14 protein-coding genes are annotated in these 18170 nt (G+C 40.7%); 8 read left to right on the top strand and 6 right to left on the bottom strand.

Translation table 11 applies throughout. The features are described 5' to 3' along the window. Positions 1-148: 148 nt before the first annotated feature. The 3 genes from EZ437_RS01750 to EZ437_RS01740 form a co-directional block, all read right to left on the bottom strand. The gene (locus EZ437_RS01750) at positions 149-697 is read right to left on the bottom strand and encodes a phage tail protein (RefSeq protein WP_131592639.1); all 549 of its coding nucleotides are present in this window, start codon (positions 695-697) and stop codon (positions 149-151) included. 201 nt (positions 698-898) lie between these two features. Next, positions 899-2650: a 7TM diverse intracellular signaling domain-containing protein gene (locus tag EZ437_RS01745; protein ID WP_131592638.1), complete on the bottom strand. Its 1752-nt coding sequence runs from the start codon at positions 2648-2650 to the stop codon at positions 899-901. After that, on the bottom strand, positions 2647-3534 hold the full coding sequence (locus EZ437_RS01740) for a cyclic nucleotide-binding domain-containing protein (RefSeq protein ID WP_131592636.1): 888 nt from the start codon (positions 3532-3534) through the stop codon (positions 2647-2649). Before EZ437_RS01740 ends, EZ437_RS01745 begins: the two co-directional genes overlap by 4 nt. Positions 3535-3941: 407 nt before the next feature. Between EZ437_RS01740 and EZ437_RS01735 the strand changes: the two genes are divergently transcribed. From EZ437_RS01735 to EZ437_RS01725, 3 genes are all read left to right on the top strand, one after another. After that, positions 3942-4652, top strand: a complete 711-nt coding sequence (locus tag EZ437_RS01735) for a hypothetical protein (RefSeq protein ID WP_131592634.1) — start codon at positions 3942-3944, stop codon at positions 4650-4652. A gap of 28 nt (positions 4653-4680) precedes the next feature. Further along, positions 4681-6369: a hypothetical protein gene (locus tag EZ437_RS01730; protein WP_131592632.1), complete on the top strand. Its 1689-nt coding sequence runs from the start codon at positions 4681-4683 to the stop codon at positions 6367-6369. 390 nt (positions 6370-6759) lie between these two features. Continuing rightward, a complete protein-coding gene (locus EZ437_RS01725; protein WP_131592630.1) occupies positions 6760-7866 on the top strand; it encodes a C1 family peptidase in 1107 nt (368 codons plus the stop codon). A 161-nt stretch (positions 7867-8027) separates the two neighbouring features. Here EZ437_RS01725 and EZ437_RS01720 read toward each other — a convergent pair whose 3' ends face one another. Continuing rightward, positions 8028-8471, bottom strand: coding sequence for a helix-turn-helix domain-containing protein (locus tag EZ437_RS01720; RefSeq protein WP_131592628.1), 444 nt, complete (start codon positions 8469-8471; stop codon positions 8028-8030). Between the two features lie 420 nt (positions 8472-8891). On the opposite strand from EZ437_RS01720, the gene EZ437_RS01715 reads away from it, so the two are divergent. From EZ437_RS01715 to EZ437_RS01695, 5 genes are all read left to right on the top strand, one after another. Continuing rightward, positions 8892-9464 carry an RNA polymerase sigma-70 factor gene (locus EZ437_RS01715; protein ID WP_131592626.1) on the top strand — a complete coding sequence of 191 codons (573 nt, stop codon included), beginning with the start codon at positions 8892-8894 and terminating at the stop codon, positions 9462-9464. A gap of 88 nt (positions 9465-9552) precedes the next feature. Continuing rightward, positions 9553-10692: a FecR family protein gene (locus EZ437_RS01710; RefSeq protein WP_131592624.1), complete on the top strand. Its 1140-nt coding sequence runs from the start codon at positions 9553-9555 to the stop codon at positions 10690-10692. A 120-nt stretch (positions 10693-10812) separates the two neighbouring features. Beyond that, complete coding sequence (locus tag EZ437_RS01705; RefSeq protein WP_131592622.1) at positions 10813-14334, top strand: SusC/RagA family TonB-linked outer membrane protein; 3522 nt, start codon at positions 10813-10815, stop codon at positions 14332-14334. Between the two features lie 15 nt (positions 14335-14349). After that, entirely contained in the window at positions 14350-15729 is a 1380-nt protein-coding gene (locus EZ437_RS01700; RefSeq protein WP_131592620.1) for a RagB/SusD family nutrient uptake outer membrane protein, read from the top strand. Next, positions 15730-17025, top strand: coding sequence for a TlpA family protein disulfide reductase (locus tag EZ437_RS01695; protein WP_131592618.1), 1296 nt, complete (start codon positions 15730-15732; stop codon positions 17023-17025). It begins immediately after the preceding gene. Between the two features lie 63 nt (positions 17026-17088). On the opposite strand, the gene EZ437_RS01690 is transcribed toward EZ437_RS01695, so the two are convergent. Next, complete coding sequence (locus EZ437_RS01690; RefSeq protein WP_131592616.1) at positions 17089-17466, bottom strand: hypothetical protein; 378 nt, start codon at positions 17464-17466, stop codon at positions 17089-17091. A 10-nt stretch (positions 17467-17476) separates the two neighbouring features. Continuing rightward, positions 17477-17935 (bottom strand): MauE/DoxX family redox-associated membrane protein, encoded by a 459-nt coding sequence (locus EZ437_RS01685; RefSeq protein ID WP_131592614.1) that lies wholly within the window; start codon positions 17933-17935, stop codon positions 17477-17479. Positions 17936-18170 lie beyond the last annotated feature (235 nt).

The raw sequence follows: 18170 nt of genomic DNA, 5'->3' as shown, positions 1-18170 counted from the left end.
TTTCAGATCACCAAAGAACGACATTCAAAAGCCAATGTGTTTATCTGGAAGTGTATACAAAGTGTCTACATTAGGCTCATTTTTAATGAGAACGGGCTTCTATATGATAGAAGCCCGCTACATGTTTATTAATTAAGATAATTTTTACTTAGGGTCTTGATGGATAAATACCTTCCCAGGCAATAATGTAGTTAATTGCTAAAACCGGCGAAACTATGTTTACTGGCGTGCTTCCACCTGCAGGGACCACACTGGCTGTATGTAAATTACCGAAGGTTACACCTGCTACTGTTGCGTCATTATAGGAATTCGTCGGTTGTTCCGTTGTTTTGTCAAGTGTAATCGACAGATAATTATTTTCCGGTGCGAATTGATTTGCGCCGGCCGAAACCGCCTTTAAGCTGTGAGAGTGAGCAGGCATTTGCTGTTGGGACAAAATTACCTCTTCTTTACCCCCTTGCTGGCCCAGACCGTAGTTTACTTTTAGATTTGGTCCCTGACCAGGCTGTACTGGTGCGCGGCCCCTTAGATCTGGTAAAGCAAAGTTAGTTTGGCCATTCCCGCCGTAGTAGGTCTGAATTAATGAAAACAACTTCTGATAATAGTTGATGTCTAATAACGTTCCGTCGCAGAAAAACCAGCCCCGTGGGGCAAAGTCGCCTGCAAATAGTTTAATTTCTCCAATGTAAGGTTCCATATAGTTTAATTTGGTATAAAAAGTTTATTGTTTGTGGTGGTGGGTTTCTTAAAGATATGGTTTAGTTTCAAATTTTTGATTTTGTTGTAGTCCTGTATTATAAATCAGGACTACTATCACGCTATCTCAAGTCTAATTCTCAGCGCTCCAAAGAACGATAATTAAAGTCAATAAGTTTAATAGAAAGTGTATACAAAGTATCTACACCGACCTGGTTTTTTTTAGCAAACGCGTTTTTGCCTGCCTTACACTCGCAGGGGCGATGTTTAATAGTGCGGCAATTTCCTTGGTAGAAAGGTTGATATGGAAGTAAGCGTATAGTCTTAATTCATAAGGAGTCAGGCTAGGATAGGTAGCTGTTAAATTTTCAAAAAAACTTGGGTGCACTTGCTCAAAATGTAATTTAAAATCATCCCAATTTTCGTCCAGGTATTGATTGTCTTTTAACGAGGACTTAATATTTCTTAAAATTTCAGGTTTGTCGAGTGGATTGAGTGGGTCTATGTGCTGAAGTTGTGTCTTCAGGTCCGACAATAATTTGGTCTTTTGATGAAGGTGCAGGCTATTGCCGGCCAACGTACGCTGGTTTGCCTCCAGTTTTTGCTGCAACAAGTCATTTCTTTCTTTCTCAAGTTCCATCTTCAAAGCCATGTGCAAGTTTTTCTGCTCCATTAATAGTCTTTCGTATGCAGCTGAAGTCATCTCCATTTTTAGTTGCATGGCCTCTTCTGCTTTGCTGTTCAGATCACTATTAATAAACTTTATCCGGGCTACCAACGCCACTGCGAATGTAAATATCTGCGATAAAATGGCCAGTGTGGGAAATATTGCACTGCTTTCTTTATAGAGTAAGATATGGGAAGAGGCTGCTACGGTAAAAACTGCCGGGGGTAAATTTGCCAATAAAAAATGCCGGGCCACTTTTATTTTATGTAGTGAGGCAATTGTGGCGGTTGAGAGGCAAGTCGCGACAATGATCAGTATAAAAATATTGTCAATGATTGACATATTTAAATAGTATATCCCTGTAATGGTTACTAAAGCTGGCACTGCTTCCAGAATGACGTATGTATAGCTAAGAAAGTTCAATAGCCTATCGAGAAAAGGCATTGTTGCTTTTACGCCAAGATAAGAACGGGTAAATTGGATAAAGCCCCAAAAGATAATCGCCACTCCGATATGCTCCGCAAAATCATTTAGACTATAATAGAGTATCCGGCCATTTGGTCCCGCAATTAAACTATACATACGCAGCGGGAACAGCACGTTCATATACAGGTTGTCTCCAATAAAAAATACCAGCGCGCCGATTTGTACGATTACATAATAGAGGTATGCTTTATCTTTTAGTTGAATATAGATATAGAAATTATAGCAGGAAAAGGCTATTAATGCGATGCAGCACACATAGAAGAATAACTTTATAAAGCGTTCTTCGGCATTGAATATCACCTCTTTTTCCAAAATGACAGCAGGCTTGCCCATGTACCCATGCTTTTTAATGTTTCGAAGGTCTAGCTTGAGGTACAAGACATTTGTTTCCAATGGCTTAAAAGCGATGAGGATTGAATTTATGAAGCGCTGTCTGTTAGGTGAGTTTAGGCCTGCTCTTTGATTTTCCCATTTTTCGCCTCCACTTTTAACATAATATAGGGTATAGTTTAGGGGCTGGGAGAGGGAAATCAGGTAATGCTCCTCATTGGGATAGGGATTATGGATCACCAGTCTGACCCAATAGGTGTCACTTACCGAAGCCCTTATTGAATCTGGTTTGAATACCAGCGAGCGGTCTTTGAGTATCTGGTTAAAGCTGTATCCGGAGTCAGGCAATACCAAATACTCTTTTAACATTAAAGAGGGAGTATTGGTTAAGGTGATTTGTCCCTGGGTGTGTAGTGCTGCAGAAATCAAGAACATGCCAAGCAAAACCCTTAAAATGTGATGGTTTTTCATTGTAGACTAACGTTTTTTATCGATCTGGCATATTCTGCGGGGCTCATGCCAACTCGCAATTTAAACTCTGAGAAGAATACACTTCTGGAAGAAAATCCACCTTCAATTCCCAGTGCTTCAATTTTTAGATGCTGCCATGCGAAATCGTGCTGAAGTCTGTTCCTTAAATAGATGACCCGGTAGGTGTTGATTAAGGCATTGAAACTTTTCTTATATCGGGAGTTGATGAAGTGCGACAATTGATGGGAGGGAATAGACAATGCTTTAGCCATTTTTGTAAGTGTAAGACCCTGTTTTCTGAAACTTTCCTCGTCTACCAAATAGCTTCTGATCAATAGGTCAAGCTTTTCATTAAGTTGTTCAGAGTTTTTTTTACGGTCCTTTAGCAGTTTTTCCAGTGTTTTTGATTTGATGTTCAGGTAGTCCGCAATGAACGCTACCGGAATGCGCTCGAAATGTTCATGCATTTCAGCTGCGTAATAATCATATTTCTCCTTTGCTGTGCCCATCCGGATGACATTGGACCGTTCATGGGCTATTTTATAGAAATCTTCCAGAATTTTTCTGACAATAATGTTCCATCCCAATGAAGTCTCAATCCACTCAAGTATCGTCTCCACAGGTAATCCCAGCAGGATGGTATCTTCTATGGCAAAAACGCTTTCCCCCGAGGGTTTTTCGCCGTACATTCCACTGATTGAGGAAACCGTATCACCTTCTGCACAAATATAAGTAGTTAGTTTTTTTTTCTTGCGGGTGGTGTATCCAACTACGATGCCGCTTATAATAAAATAGAAAGCAGTTGCATGTTCTCCCTGTCTGATTAAATAATCCCCCTTTTTTACAGGAAAATGGAATAGCGCTGCGTTCAGCTGTCCCGCCATATCTGGAGATATCGGGTAGTATGGTGATAAATAATTTAGAATAGCAGCGACATATATTGGTTCTGCGCGATGAATAGGGCTCTTCACTATAATTCTCTAATTATAGATAAATATGTAAATTTTATTTTACTTATTTCCAGATTGATATATATTCTCCCATCAGCATCGTATACAAAGTGTCTACATAATTTAAGAAAAATGCAAATTTCCAGCTGTCATAAGGACCATGTTTCCCCTTTTTTTCGCATATAACCACTGCTGTGGAATTTTTATTAATTCAAAGTTGTGGTAGTCCAGGATTATATGTCTGGACTACTAACTTATCTAGCTTTGTAGTTTATTGATATATTCTATATAGCTTTGCTACTTTCTATAGGGGAAATATATAACCAAACAAACAAACAGTAATGAAAAAATCTCTACTTTTAATGCTTGCTCTTGCATATGCAGGACTTGGCTTCGCGCAGGACGCTGCGGTAATGCCAACAAAAAGCCGGTCGGTTCTTGACACAGGCTTTAAACAACATCCAATCAATCTGCAGGTAATTGCTGGTTCGCAAGGTCTTGGAGCAGATGTAAGGTATGGTGTGACACCAAAACTCGGATTAAGATTCGGCGGTAGTACGAGTACATCTGTCAAAGTAAACGATGCCATCAAATTTTCAGGTTTTGACGCTTCAAATACGCTGAATGCTCAATTGTCTAATGTACATTTGTTCGCAGACTATGCACCGTTCAAAACCAATGCTTTCCGTGTAGTAGCCGGACTTGGCTATTTATTCAAAGCTGGTGGTGAGCTTGAGTTTTTTCCAACTGGTTCTTATAACTATGGGGATATGACCTTAACCGGAGCAGAAGTTGGCCAGCTGGACATCGACTTGTCATGGAAAGGTGTAGCGCCTTATCTTGGTTTGGGATTGTTTAAAAGTGTTCCTAAAAGATTGTTCAATATCAACCTTGACCTGGGAACCTATTTCCTGAAATCGCCTGAATCTACAGTAGTTGGTACAAAGCTATTGTCTGAAAACCAGCAGATGGAAACTCAACTGGAGAAAAACATGGAAAGCTATCGCTTCCTTCCTGTTATCCAGTTAAACTTCAATTTCAAAATCAAATAATTAACGTTCCTTTCAATCAAATATAAAAATGAAGAATTTCAATTCACTATATAAAGCAACTGCTTTAGGCGTTGCTATGGTTTTCGGTACATCTGTTCTGGTAATGAACGGCTGTAAAAACCCAGCACAAGATATAAAAGTAGCTATCGCAACTGAATCACTAAGTAAATCAGCCACCCTGATCCGCTTTGTAAAAGCTAATCCTACAGCTGGGGCGGCACTTCCCGCGACCATCACCGTAACGATCGGCGGTCCTGGTAAAGATTTTGTGCAAACAGACAATGGAGGAAAGGATTTCGTGGCCAGCAACGGGTTACTTCCTATCAGCCTAAACCGGTTCTCAAACCCAACTGTTGCCAGTCCGGTTGTATTTACTATCTCAGCGAATGTAACAGGTTATGCGCCAATATTTCAAAAATTCACCATTACAAGTGCAGACGACATCAACAATGTGGTAATTCCTTTGTTGTCCTATGCTAACCCTGCTGATGGAACTGCGGTATCTCAAACTGATAAGCCGCTGACAGGTGGTGCATCGGTAGCAGAAACAAAAATTGAAACCGCTGTGACTGCTACTACACCCCAAACTGTAGAATTGGCAATCCCAGCAGGAACACAGGTGTTAGATGCTAATAAGCAAGTGATCGCTGCAACTTCTTTGAAAACGACTATGGTATATTATGGTACCACTGATGTTGATGCATTGGATGCGGTAGCGCCAATGTTAACAGCTGTAAATCCAATCGGACCAAACAACCAGCCTATCACTGGGGAAGTAAGTTTCATTACTGCCGGTGCTGTTTCTATTGATATGACTGCAGGTAGTACAGCAGTTAAAAACTTTTCTAAGTCAATAACTGCAGAGATTGAGATCAATCCTGCGCTGATTAATCCAACAACAGCTTTGGCTGTTAAAGCTGGGGACGTGATTCCGGTTTGGAGCTTAGACGAATCAACTGGACAGTGGAAATATGAAGGTACAACTACAGTGTCAAATACAGGTGGTAAATTGGTGGCTTTGATCAACATCAATCACTTATCTACATGGGCATTAAACTGGTACACAAGTACTGAATGTTCTGGTAGTGTGAATATCTCACTAGGTGCTGATGAAGATACCTATGTGGGTTATCAGATCGTAATTGCTAGCGCGAGCGGACAGGTTCTTGCAGAACTGGCGCCTGATCTAAGTAGAGTAAGACGTGTTGTAGGAGCGGGAAGCGCAAGAGCGTTTTCACTACTAAGAAGAGGTCGTTTACTTCCAGGTAAAATAATTGTATATTCACGTAGAGGAGACCGTTCTTCTAAAGTTTTAGAAACTGCTGTTGGAGGCTGTACAGATGTAGCCATTACCATCCCTGCTCCTGCATTTACGGATTTCGTTGACACAGACATTATTTTCGTAGCAAAATGTACTAATAAGAACATCATCGCTTACCCTACTACATGGATGACCCTAAAAGATGCAACGGACAATAGTTCATCAGACGTTGAAATGGTAAACGGCAAACTGAGCCTTAAACTTAAAAATGGTCATACATACAGCATCAGTGCGGTATATGATGAGAAAACCTATACTTCTGAAGCAATTAAAATCGACAGAACGCAAAGTATCAGTGTTAGCAATGCAGCAGGCTTAAAAGTAACAGGCAGCTACAACGCCGGATCTAAAATCATGAACCTAGATGCAGAATTTGTAGTAACAGACTGTAAATAGTATTTATAAATTAATGCTCTTTGAAATCCCGCACATGATGAGTGTGCGGGATTTTTTTAGGCATCTATTTGTCGGATTTATTAACATTAATGTCAGTTTTGGTCAACATGCTTATCCTATTTTTGTTGAATAATTACAAGTCGTAAACCTATGGAAGAAGAAAAACTACTTTGGTCAAAGGCCTATAAAAAGTGCCCTTCCTGCAACGTGGGGGAGTTGTCCTCTCGCATTCCCAGGCCAGGCTATATGAAATTAATTTTTTGGAAACGCGTGAAGCGTTACAAGTGTGATAGTTGTGAGCGTAAGGTTTATTTATATGGGCGTATATAAATAGCAAGGTATGCCCTTAGGTCCGGGATTTTTTTTAATTTAGAGAGCTAACTCATCGTGATGAAAAGACTTACCTTACTTGCCTGTGCCCTGGGACTTGCCTGTGCCGCACTAGCCCAGCAACCAGTTTTAAAACCAATCGCCAATAACCCGGTTACGGGCATTAAAGATCAGGGACAAAGCGGTACCTGCTGGAACTACTCCACCACATCGCTCATTGAGTCAGAAGGGATCCGTAAAGGAATGGCTGAACTAAACCTCTCTGAAATGTTCACGACACGGAACGTCTATATCGAAAAAGCGAAGAATTATATCCTGCGCCAGGGTAAAGCACAGTTCGGAGAAGGCGGACTCGGACATGACCTGATCAATGCAACAGAAAAATACGGCGCTATGCCACAAGAGGTCTTCCAGGGTAAGAGCGGAGAGATCCCCGATCATACTGGCCTGGAAGCTGCCCTAAAGAACCACCTGGATAGCACCCTTAAACAGCGCCCGTTAAACCCAAACTGGCTTCGGGGCTATGAGCAGCTGTTGGATCAATACATGGGAACGCCACCTGCAACGTTCGACTACAAAGGAATAAACTATACCCCAAAGACTTTTGCCAAAGAGCTGATGAAATTTAAGGCGGCAGACTACATCAACATCAGCTCTTTTACCCATCACCCATACTACCAGCAATTTATTCTGGAAGCACCGGATAACTTTGCCAACGGCTCCTTTTACAACCTGCCCGTACAGGAAATGATCAGTTTAACCAAAAGCGCCTTAAAAGACGGTTATACCATAATGTGGGATGCAGATGTCAGCAACTCCGGATTTCAACAGGAAAAAGGATACGCCATGAGCTTTGCCGATGAAGCAGATGCTAAGTCAGAGAAATTGAGCCCGGAATCCAAAGAAGTTGAATACAGCCAGGAGTTGAGACAACAATTGTACGAAAACCTGACCACCCAGGACGATCACCTGATGCACCTGGTGGGCCTGGATCAAACAAGCTCCGGAAAATTGTTTTTTAAAGTCAAAAATTCATGGGGAAATGTCGGGCCATTTGCAGGTTACATAGAAGTGTCCGAACCTTACTTTGCCATCAACACCATCAGTCTGGTGGTACCCAAAGCAGCACTGTCCCCAGCCCTCAAAAAGAAACTGAATATTTTATAGAAACACCGCGGATACTGTTACTATCTTCAGCTCAAGTTTCTAAGAAGGCGAAAGCTGCTTCACAGCTTGTTTTAATTGTTGAAGTGATAATTCTACAGCGATCATAATACAAATTTTAACAATATTCATCACAATAACCATACCCTGGAATTGAGTGATTATTATTTAGCTTTTAATTTCTTCACTTCTTCTGCTAAGTCCAGTACAGCTTTGCTTAGGTTAGTAATGGATTCGGTTTTAACACGATCTTCCTGGATGAATTGTTCCAGAAGTTGTACTAATTTATCTGCTGCGTCATAAGTAATATTTGGCTGATAGTTGAGGCTATTCTGTTTTGATTCATCCCGATTTGTTTGAATATTATATATCGCCTTTTCTTCTTTGAAGTTTTTGATGAATTCCGCAGTAACACCTAATCCTTTAGCTAGCTTTTCCAATACGTCATCAGGAATATCTTCAGACTGTTCCCATTTAGAAATACTTTGCTGACTAAGATTGACTATCTCAGCTAACGTTACTTGTTTATAACCAACGATCTCTCTGACGCGTTGAACATTGTGACCAAGATGAACTTTAGTAGGGCTTTCCTGAAATTTAGTATCCATAAAGCAAATATAATTAAAAGCCGAGTGGTATTATACCATTCGAGGTGGTTTTTTACAACCCTTGTTATGTGTTTTACTTTGCGGGTTATAACTAGCTTCGTATAGTGGATATTAAAAATTAAATAATGTATACATTTGCAGCTCTCTTATTGAATCAATAGAGCACTGCTAAAACGAGCTTCGCAGCTAAATCTGGTAAATTTATCCAAGCGAGGTAAGTACAGCACTTGTTCCCTATACAAGCTATAGGGCGCGGTGCTTGCTTATTTCTTTACTTGGAGCCATCTTGAAAGAGATGGTTGGCCCACCAGAGCCAGGCTGTAGAGGAGAGCAAGTTGCTGTGCCCTATTGCTACTTAAAGGCATTCAACTTTTAATCCTTAATGAAGCTCAAAATATTAACGATTTAATATGATGAGCGATGCCGGACTACAAAACCTATTCTGATTCACAACTAACAGATCTTCTAAAAACAGCTGACCATGCTGCTTACACGGAAATTTACAACCGGTATTACCACTTGATGTTTGTGTTCGCATACAAGAAACTAAGAGACGAAGACCAGGCTAAGGATTTTGTGCAAGAACTGTTTACAAATCTTTGGGTCAAAAGAGAACAGTTGCAAGAAACGACTAATCTCACTGCATTCCTATACACGGCCTTAAGAAATAAAGTCCTGAATTACATTGCACGTCAAAAAGTCGAATCCAAATACATTCAATCATTAAAGGATTATACCAACACAGGCAGCATCGCCCATACAGACCATTTAGTGAGAGAGAAGCAGTTTCAAGATCATATTGACAAAGAAATTCAGGCATTGCCAAAAAAAATGCGGAAAGCATTTGAGCTTAGCCGGATCGAGCACCTCGCCAATCGCGATATAGCTGACAAACTGAATGTTACTGAAAACAATGTATCACAACATATCAATAATGCAATAAGAATCTTGAGAACAAAACTTAGCGCTATTTTTGTATTGCTGCTGTTTTAATTACTGCGGATTAAAAAAAACTTTATTTTTTTTCTGATTTTCTATAAGGTCATTTTGTTATCTTCATATACATTTACCTTAGTAGGAAATGACAAACGAAGAAGCTAAAGAATTAATTGCAAAATATAACGCAGGTCAGTGTACTGACTCTGAGAAAGCACTGATTGAGGATTGGTACATGCAATTATCCAACCATGAGCACGATCTTTCCGACAAACGAATAGAAGAAATAGGCCAGGAAATTTTACAACAACTCCCAAAACCTGATCCTGAAGAAAGAATAGCGCCATCCAGAGAGGAAGCAGATTCCAATCCACCCCGGATAGAAAATCCTAAAACCGTTAAACTTATCAAAGTTATTTCCGGAATTGCGGCAGTCCTGTTACTGTGGTATGGAAATTATATGTACATCACTGCCAACCGTACTCCAACAAACCAGGAAACAACCAGCATAATACAGCCGGGTAGTAACCGTGCTACGCTTACATTATCCAATGGTAAAAAGATCAACCTGAGTGATGCTAAAACAGGGGTAATTATTGATGTCAATGAATTAACATACAATGATGGTACACCAATTGAAAACCCTGGTGAGACAATCGGAACCCAAACACTAAGCACCCCAAAGGGAGGCCAGTATCAGGTCGTTTTTAAAGACGGTACAAAAATATGGCTCAACGCCGCCTCAACGTTAACTTTCAAAACCAGCCCTTCATACCTGGCGACTAGAGAGGTCTCGTTGAGCGGTGAAGCCTACTTCGAAATAGCTAAGGATAAAAACAGGCCATTTAAGGTTTTGACTAGTGGTCAGGTAATAGAAGTACTCGGTACCCACTTCAATGTCAGCGCTTATAAAGACGACGTAACTACCAAAACTACTTTAGTAGAAGGCTCCGTCAGCGTTAACCAAAATATCATCCTCAGCCCAGGCGAGCAAGCCAACTTGACTGGTTCAAAAATCACGGTTCAAAAAATTGATACAGACAATGCAGTTGCCTGGAAAAACGGAGAATTCATGTTTCTTAAAGAAAAGTTAAGAGACATCATGCCCAAGCTGTCAAGGTGGTACGATGTGGAAATAGCTTACCAAAATGAAGACTTAGCAAACAGGCAGTTCAGCGGTACGATTTCAAAGTTTGAAAATGTAGCTGAAGTACTCCGAATGCTTCAATTAACCGGAGAAATAAACTTTAAAATTGAAGGGAGGAGGATTTTAGTTATGCCGTAAAATTACTTGTAAAATGGTATAAGGCATAAAAAAAGCCAGAGGTGTTCTCACCACCGCTGGCCTAAAAGCCTGTACAAAAGATAAATCGAACAACCTATCAACTTAATACAAACCGAACAAATGTATATATTTTATGCCAATATTTTGGGTATGTGGAGATCACATATCCGTAAAATCCTGTTTATAATGCGGCTAACCACTGTACTCATTTTGATCACAATGATGCACGTCAGCGCATCCACCTCCGCACAAAAGATCACTTATGTCCAAAAGGATGCAACTTTAGTCCAACTTTTTAAAGAAATAAAGAAGCAGGCCGGATACAATGTAGTCTGGAATGATGACAAATTCGACGCTACGAGATCAATAAATGCAAATTTCAAAAACACGGATCTGAAAGAAGTAATGGAAAAAGGCTTAAACGGCCTCCCCTTTACCTACTCCATGACAAAGAAGACCATCGTCATCAAAGAAAAACCCAGTAGCTTGCTGGATCGTATCCTGGATCATTTTGCCGATATTGATGTGCGTGGTATTGTCCATGACGATCAAGGTCTGCCTCTGGCCGGAGTTACGGTAACCGTAAAAGGTAACAACAGGTCGACAAAGACAAATGAAAGCGGTGAATTTTCGGTTGAAAACGTGGATGAGAAAGCTTCATTGATCATCTCCTATTTGGGATTCGAAAGCCAGGAAATAAACGTAACGCAAGACATCGGAATAGTGAGGTTAAAGCTTTTTTCTCAGGGCCTTAACGAGATCGAAGTGGTTAGCACAGGTTATCAAAATCTCTCAAAGGTCAACGCAACAGGGTCCTTTGTAAAGATCGACAGTAATCTGCTAAATCGATCTGTCTCATCTGATATACTGGCGCGACTGGACGGCATAGTGAATGGCCTGTATGTTGACAAAAGACTTAGCGGGAGGTCCATAATGAATGTCCGTGGTATAAATACCCTGGGCGGCAGCGCAATAGGCGCATTGATCATAGTAGATAATTTTCCTTACGAAGGAGATCTTGCGAACATTAATCCCAATGATGTAGAAAGCATAAGTATCCTAAAAGATGCAGCCGCTGCCTCGATATGGGGAGCCCGGGCTGGAAACGGGGTAATTGTAATCACCCTTAAAAAGGGGAAATTCAACTCAGACTTGCGCGTTACAGTAAACAGCAGTTTAAATTTAGTTGAAAAGCCAAACCTTTTTTATCATCCGCAGATGAGTTCATCTGATTTCATAGACGTAGAGCAATTTCTTTATCAAAACAACTTTTATCAGAATGACTTGACAGTGGGGAATTCATCGCGCCCGGTAATTTCGCCCGTTGTAGATCTATTGGATAAACAAAGCAAAGGATTAATTTCAGCTACAGAGGCAACAAATCAAATCAACGCCTTGCGAAACATTGATTATAGAAATGACGTAAACAACCATTTTAATCAAAAAGCAATCCATCAGCAATACAGTCTCAATTTAAATGGAGGAAGTAAGGTCAACAGCTATTTAATTTCCGCGGGCTATGACCATAACAGAGGCACACTCGTTGGAAATGCAAATTCAAGATACAGCATTAGGGCATCCAATAATCTGCGCCTCATTAAGAAACTCGAATTAAGAACGTCATTTTCACTCGCGCAGGTAAATTCAGAAAGCAACGGTCTTAGCAATATTAAAACCAGAAAGGGAATATACCCATATATGCAGCTATGGGATGCAAATACCGGCGCACTTGCAATACCGGAAACTTACAATAAAAATTATACAGATACCGCTGGTGCAGGCCGCTTGCTAGACTGGTCGTATAGGCCACTGGAGGAGATCGGAATAAACGACAACACTTTAAATGTGCAGGATATAAACTTCAATGCAAGTTTAAAGTATCAAATTTTAGATGGCCTTGATGCAGAATTGTTATATAGATACGAGCGGCAGATTTCTACGGGAAGAAAATACAACAGTCCTGAAAGCTATTTTACACGTAACCTGATCAATCAGTTTACCCAAATTACCGGTGCCGGGACGAAAAGAATCATTCCGATGGGTGGAATTCTTGATCGCTCTTTTTCGAATTTAAAAGCCAATAATCTTCGTGGTCAGATCAACTACAACAAGATCTTAGATAGCAAACACCAATTGAACATACTGCTCGGATCTGAATTGTCTCAATCACAAGTATTGTCTAATACTGACCGCATCTATGGGTACAACGATGAAATCCTATCCTATGCGAATGTAGATTTTGTCAACCAATACCCGGTATATGATAACCTCCTTACAGACAACAATGGGTACATTCCTAATAACGTCTCATTTTCCGGCGCTTTAAACAGGATGGTTTCTTTGTACAGCAATGCGGCTTATACATTTAACAAACGTTACACCCTATCCGGGAGCGCCAGGAGAGATGCTGCCAATGTGTTTGGGGTAAACACCAATCAAAAATGGAAACCGCTCTGGTCCATGGGCGCAAGCTGGGATATATCGGCCGAAAAGTTTTATGCCATTGGCTGGCTCCCCTCTTTAAGAGCCAGAGCTACCTATGGCTTCAGTGGAAACGTAAGTCCTGGGGTAATAACTAAGCCTGTTATCTATTATGTGAACGGCCCTGCGCAGTTCACCAATTACAAATATGCATTGGTTAATACACCGCCAAATCCTGATGCCAGATGGGAGGAGTTGAGGATGATAAATTATGGATTGGACTTCGCTTTCAAAGGAAATTTCCTCACAGGATCATTAGAATATTTCACTAAAAAAACGGATGACCTGTTTGCAAGTACGCCAATTGATGCAACCACTGGGTTTAATATTGCAACAAAAAACGTAGCCCAGACTAGGGGAAGGGGTTTTGAGCTGACCCTCAATTCAAACAATATTGACCTTCAGCTAAAATGGACGACGTCTGCATCTATTGCCTACGTAAAAGATATTGTTTCAAGGTTCTTCAATAAACCGCTCTCAGCCTCTTCTTATGTAGGTAACGCAATTTCCATAGCTCCGCTTGAAAATTATCCTTTATACCCGATGTTTAGCTATAAGTTTTATGGATTGGACCCTCAAACCGGCGACCCGATCGGTATATTTAAAGGAGAGAACAGCAAGTCATATTCAAGTCTGACTACCGACTCGCTGAAAAATCTGACGTTTCACGGTTCAGCAATTCCGCTTTATACCGGATTCCTAAGAAATACTTTCAGTTGGAAAGGCATTGAACTATCCTTCAACATTACTTATAAACTGGACTATTATATCCGCAGACAGGCGATCAACTATAGCAGTCTTTTTAACAACTGGAGAGGAGATGATGATTATTCCAGGCGCTGGCAGAAACCCGCGGATGAGCTGAATACGACTGTACCCTCTATGGTTTTTCCGGCAAATACCCAAAGAGACAGTTTTTATGCAGGTTCTGAAGTAAATGTAGACAGAGGAGATCACATCAGGCTCAATGACATTATTCTTCGGTATAACTTATCGCCGGCAGCATCGAATAAAATCTTCAAGAATCTGCAATTCTCACTCACTGCGTCCAATATTGGCATAATCTGGAAAGAAACCAACCAGAAGCTCGACCCGGACTATCCATATTCTATGACCGGATTACAAAAAGGGCTCGCCTTTGGTTTTAAAGCAAATCTTTAATTAAAAAACTACTGCATGAAATACCTAAATAAAACTTGCTCGTTAGCCATTTGCATCCTGATGCTAACTACCATATTGTCCTGCAAGAAATACCTTGATGCGAAGCCTAACCAGTCGCTGGTGACCCCTTCATCCCTGGAGGATTTGCAAGCGCTCCTTGATAACAACGAAGGACTCAATTTGGGTAATTATCAGGGACTATCTGAACTAGGCGCGGACGACTATTATGTGTCATATAGCGCCTATGCATCCAGACAAGACTATGACCAGAAATGTTATATATGGAATGATGCTGCTTCCGAAGTTACCCTTGCAAATTGGTATTATAGTCCGGTCTTTATCTGCAATACCGTCTTGGATGAAATCCCTAAAATAACGGAAAAGAATGGTGCAACATTAGCAGCTAATCACATAAAAGGTTCGGCATTATTTTTTCGGGGCTTCTCGTTTTACTGGCTCGCTCAAAGCTTTTGCAAACCTTACAGCCAAAATGATTTAAATGCAGAACCGGGGATTCCGCTGAGGCTCAGTCCAAATTTTAATGTTCCCTCGACAAGGGGCACGGTGCAACAGACTTACGACCAAATCATCTCAGATTTTAAATCAGCCAGCACTTTGCTTCCTCTTACGTCAGATAGCAAAATGAGGCCAAATAAGGTAGCTGCGCTGGCAGCCCTTGCAAGGACTTACTTAGCAATGGAGGATTATGACAAAGCTGGTACCTACGCAGATTCAGCTTTGCAGATTAATAAGACCTTAATAGATTATAATCAATTCAATGCCAGTTCTAATAATCCGTTTCCAGTTTTCAATGAAGAAATGATTTTTTATGCTGCAAGTGGTATTTCCACATTGCTTTCGGCAAGCCGCGCTTTTATTGATTCTACACTTTATCAAAGTTACCATGTCAATGATGTCCGAAAAACGCTGTTTTTCCGGAGCAGAGGGGCCGGCAAATATAGCTTCAAAGGCTCATATGGAGGTTTCGAAAGTATTCCGGTTTTCAACGGTTTTGCTAATGACGAATTGTACCTGATCCGGGCAGAATGTCTTGCCCGAAGTGGTAGCGCGGAAGCTGCTATTAAGACCCTCAATGAGCTATTGGTCAAGCGTTGGAAAACCGGAACATTTGTGCCCTTTTCAGCTGCTAATCCCGATCAGGCTTTAAGCATCATCCTGCAAGAAAGACGAAAGCAATTGTTATTTCGGAACGCCAGATGGACAGATCTAAGGAGGCTAAACAGAGATCCAAGGTTTGCCAGGACTTTAAAAAGAGTGTTGGTTAACGGTGCGAATACGATGACCCATACCTTGCCTCCAAACGATTTGCGGTATGTTTTTCTATTACCGGCTGATGTCATCTCACTAACAGGAATGCCACAAAATCCAAGATAAATGAAAACACGGAATATAAATTTTTTTAAGACGCTGCTCTCGCTGGCAGTGATGGTCATGTTGTGCGCTAAAGGCATGGCCGGGGATGCTGAGACACCAGCTATCGGCTCCAAAGTACCAAACTTAATGCTTCAGAAAATCTTAAACTATCAAGGCACACATACAAATTTGTACGATCTAAAAGGGAAATCGGTGCTTTTTGATTTTGGCACAACATCCTGTAAACCCTGCCTGGAAGCATTAACCTTACTAGATAGCATTCAACATCAGCAAAATGGAAAAATCCAGATCTTTATGGTCACCTTTGAAAAGAAAGAAGTAGTTGAAGCGTTCCTCAAAAAGCGTCCAAATATGAAAATTCCGATCATTGTGGAAGATACGCTACTTTCCAACACCTTTAAGCACAAATCCTTTCCTCACGAGGTCTGGATTGACCAGCACAAGGTGGTAAAGGCCTATACCGGGAGCTCACAAATCAGCTTTAAAAACGTCTTCTCATTAATTAATGGTGAGAAACTGGACTGGCCCGTAAAAATGGACCTTGACTATGATGTAAGCAGCCCTATGGTGGTGTTAAACAACGAGAGCTTTGATCCAAAAAGTCTTCCCAAAAGCGTATTGTTTCAGTCTACATTAACCGGCAGGGCTCAAGGCGTTGATTATTCAATTTATAAAGAGACAGTAGATTCATTAAGTGGAAACATAAGAATCAGCATAATTAACCTTTCAATCATAGAGCTATATTTGAAATTGTCTGACAGGGTTTGGTACTTCGGCTTCCCAGCAAGCCATGTTATTACAGATAACGGCAGAAAGAGCCGGTATTTTCATGATAAAAGCTTCGGATCGAAGGAATCATGGAGGGAAAATAACACGTATTGTTATGAAGCAATCTTTCCCATCAACTTAACCAAAGAAGAACGGAAAGAGATGATATGGTCAGATCTTAGCCGGTATTTTAATATCAACGTTTCAATCCGGCAGGAAATAATGCCATGTTGGATCATTAAGAAATTGGACACCGGTCCGATCACACCCCCTATGCCTTCAGGGGAAAAAGGAACGCCGATTAGCAGCTTCGTGAAAAATATGAACTGGATTTATTCCAATCCGCCGGTCATAAATGAAACTGGTTCAGGGTCATCGGGGGCTGGTAATATTAGGTTGAATGTTCCTGACGAAGTCCTTCGGCATTTTGATCCATTGCGGGCATGCTTGAACAAGCAGGGTTTTGATCTGATAAAGGGAGAGAGAAAAATAGAGGTATGTATGATAAAAGACTTAAGCGTATTATAACAATCTGCGCCTAATTTATTTAGGCCAGATTAGGTGCTTTGATCTAATCCGGCCTAAATATTATTATTGCTCTCTAAAGCTTAAAACCGTTTCGTTTGTCGTCAGAGGTATAGTAGCGAGGGCAGCATTGATTCGGTCTAATACGGTGGTAGTTGGCGTGAAGCCCGGCACGATCGCATTCAAATCTATACCACCGCCAGCAGCCGTTGGCGCATTCACGATACATACAGTCTCCTTTACTATACCACAATACGTGGTGCCGGAATCATAATCACCCGGGTCTTCGATATCAGTGCCTGAGAAATTCCAACTAGCAAATGCAACTCCATTTCTGATGACCACATTTTTTTCTGCATTTTTAAAAGCACTGAACCCTATCGCCAAGCCAGTAACTAAAAGGCTCAAAGCGAATGTTTTGATATTTATATTTAACTTTTTCATGTTTATTATTTTAATGTCTCTTTGCTCTCCCGAGCCACAACGCACTTATAACAAGGACTAAAAAGCCCATATTAAGCCATAAATGCTGTCCCCAGTCCAATTTTTCAATAATCAAATTACAGTTACATGGAAGTTTTTCCGCCCAAAATATCATGCTGCCAATATAGAGTGTAAATACACCCATAAGTCCTGTAAATCCCCATAGGCCCCATCTCTGGGTAGCAGGATTTATCAATAGCAAAGAAACTATGATTTTGGAAGCTGGAACAAAGTAGGAGATAAATACTGCATATTGCCCAACAAGCTTCACCCTCGAAAGCCCCCTAAGAAACCTTTCGTGATCCACAATTTTTTCATAAGCCGAAATAACGAATAATGCTAAACAGATTAAGCAAACGATGAAAGCTGCAATTTGCCTTATGTTTTCATTAATCTGCACTATTCTTATGTTGCTGACTGTGGTTTTCATTTTAGTATTTCGTCATTAACTGTTATAGATATATTGTTTTGCCTATTAGGTACGCACCCCGATTACCACCATATACTATAGATGTGGAGTAGTCCAGTAAGGTCTCGGGAATGGGGCTCCTTTACGATCCCGAATAAAGCTTGCGTCGTTTATCGATCTCATGTTGCTTATTAGATGATGAACCAAAATTAGTTCAAGTGCTAAAAAAAGGTACTAACACCTTTTGACAAAATCA

This window comes from Pedobacter psychroterrae, from assembly GCF_004331695.1.
Classification (GTDB): domain Bacteria; phylum Bacteroidota; class Bacteroidia; order Sphingobacteriales; family Sphingobacteriaceae; genus Pedobacter; species Pedobacter psychroterrae.
Note: the sequence above shows the minus strand (reverse complement) of the source record. Positions and strands in the feature narration are given on the sequence as shown.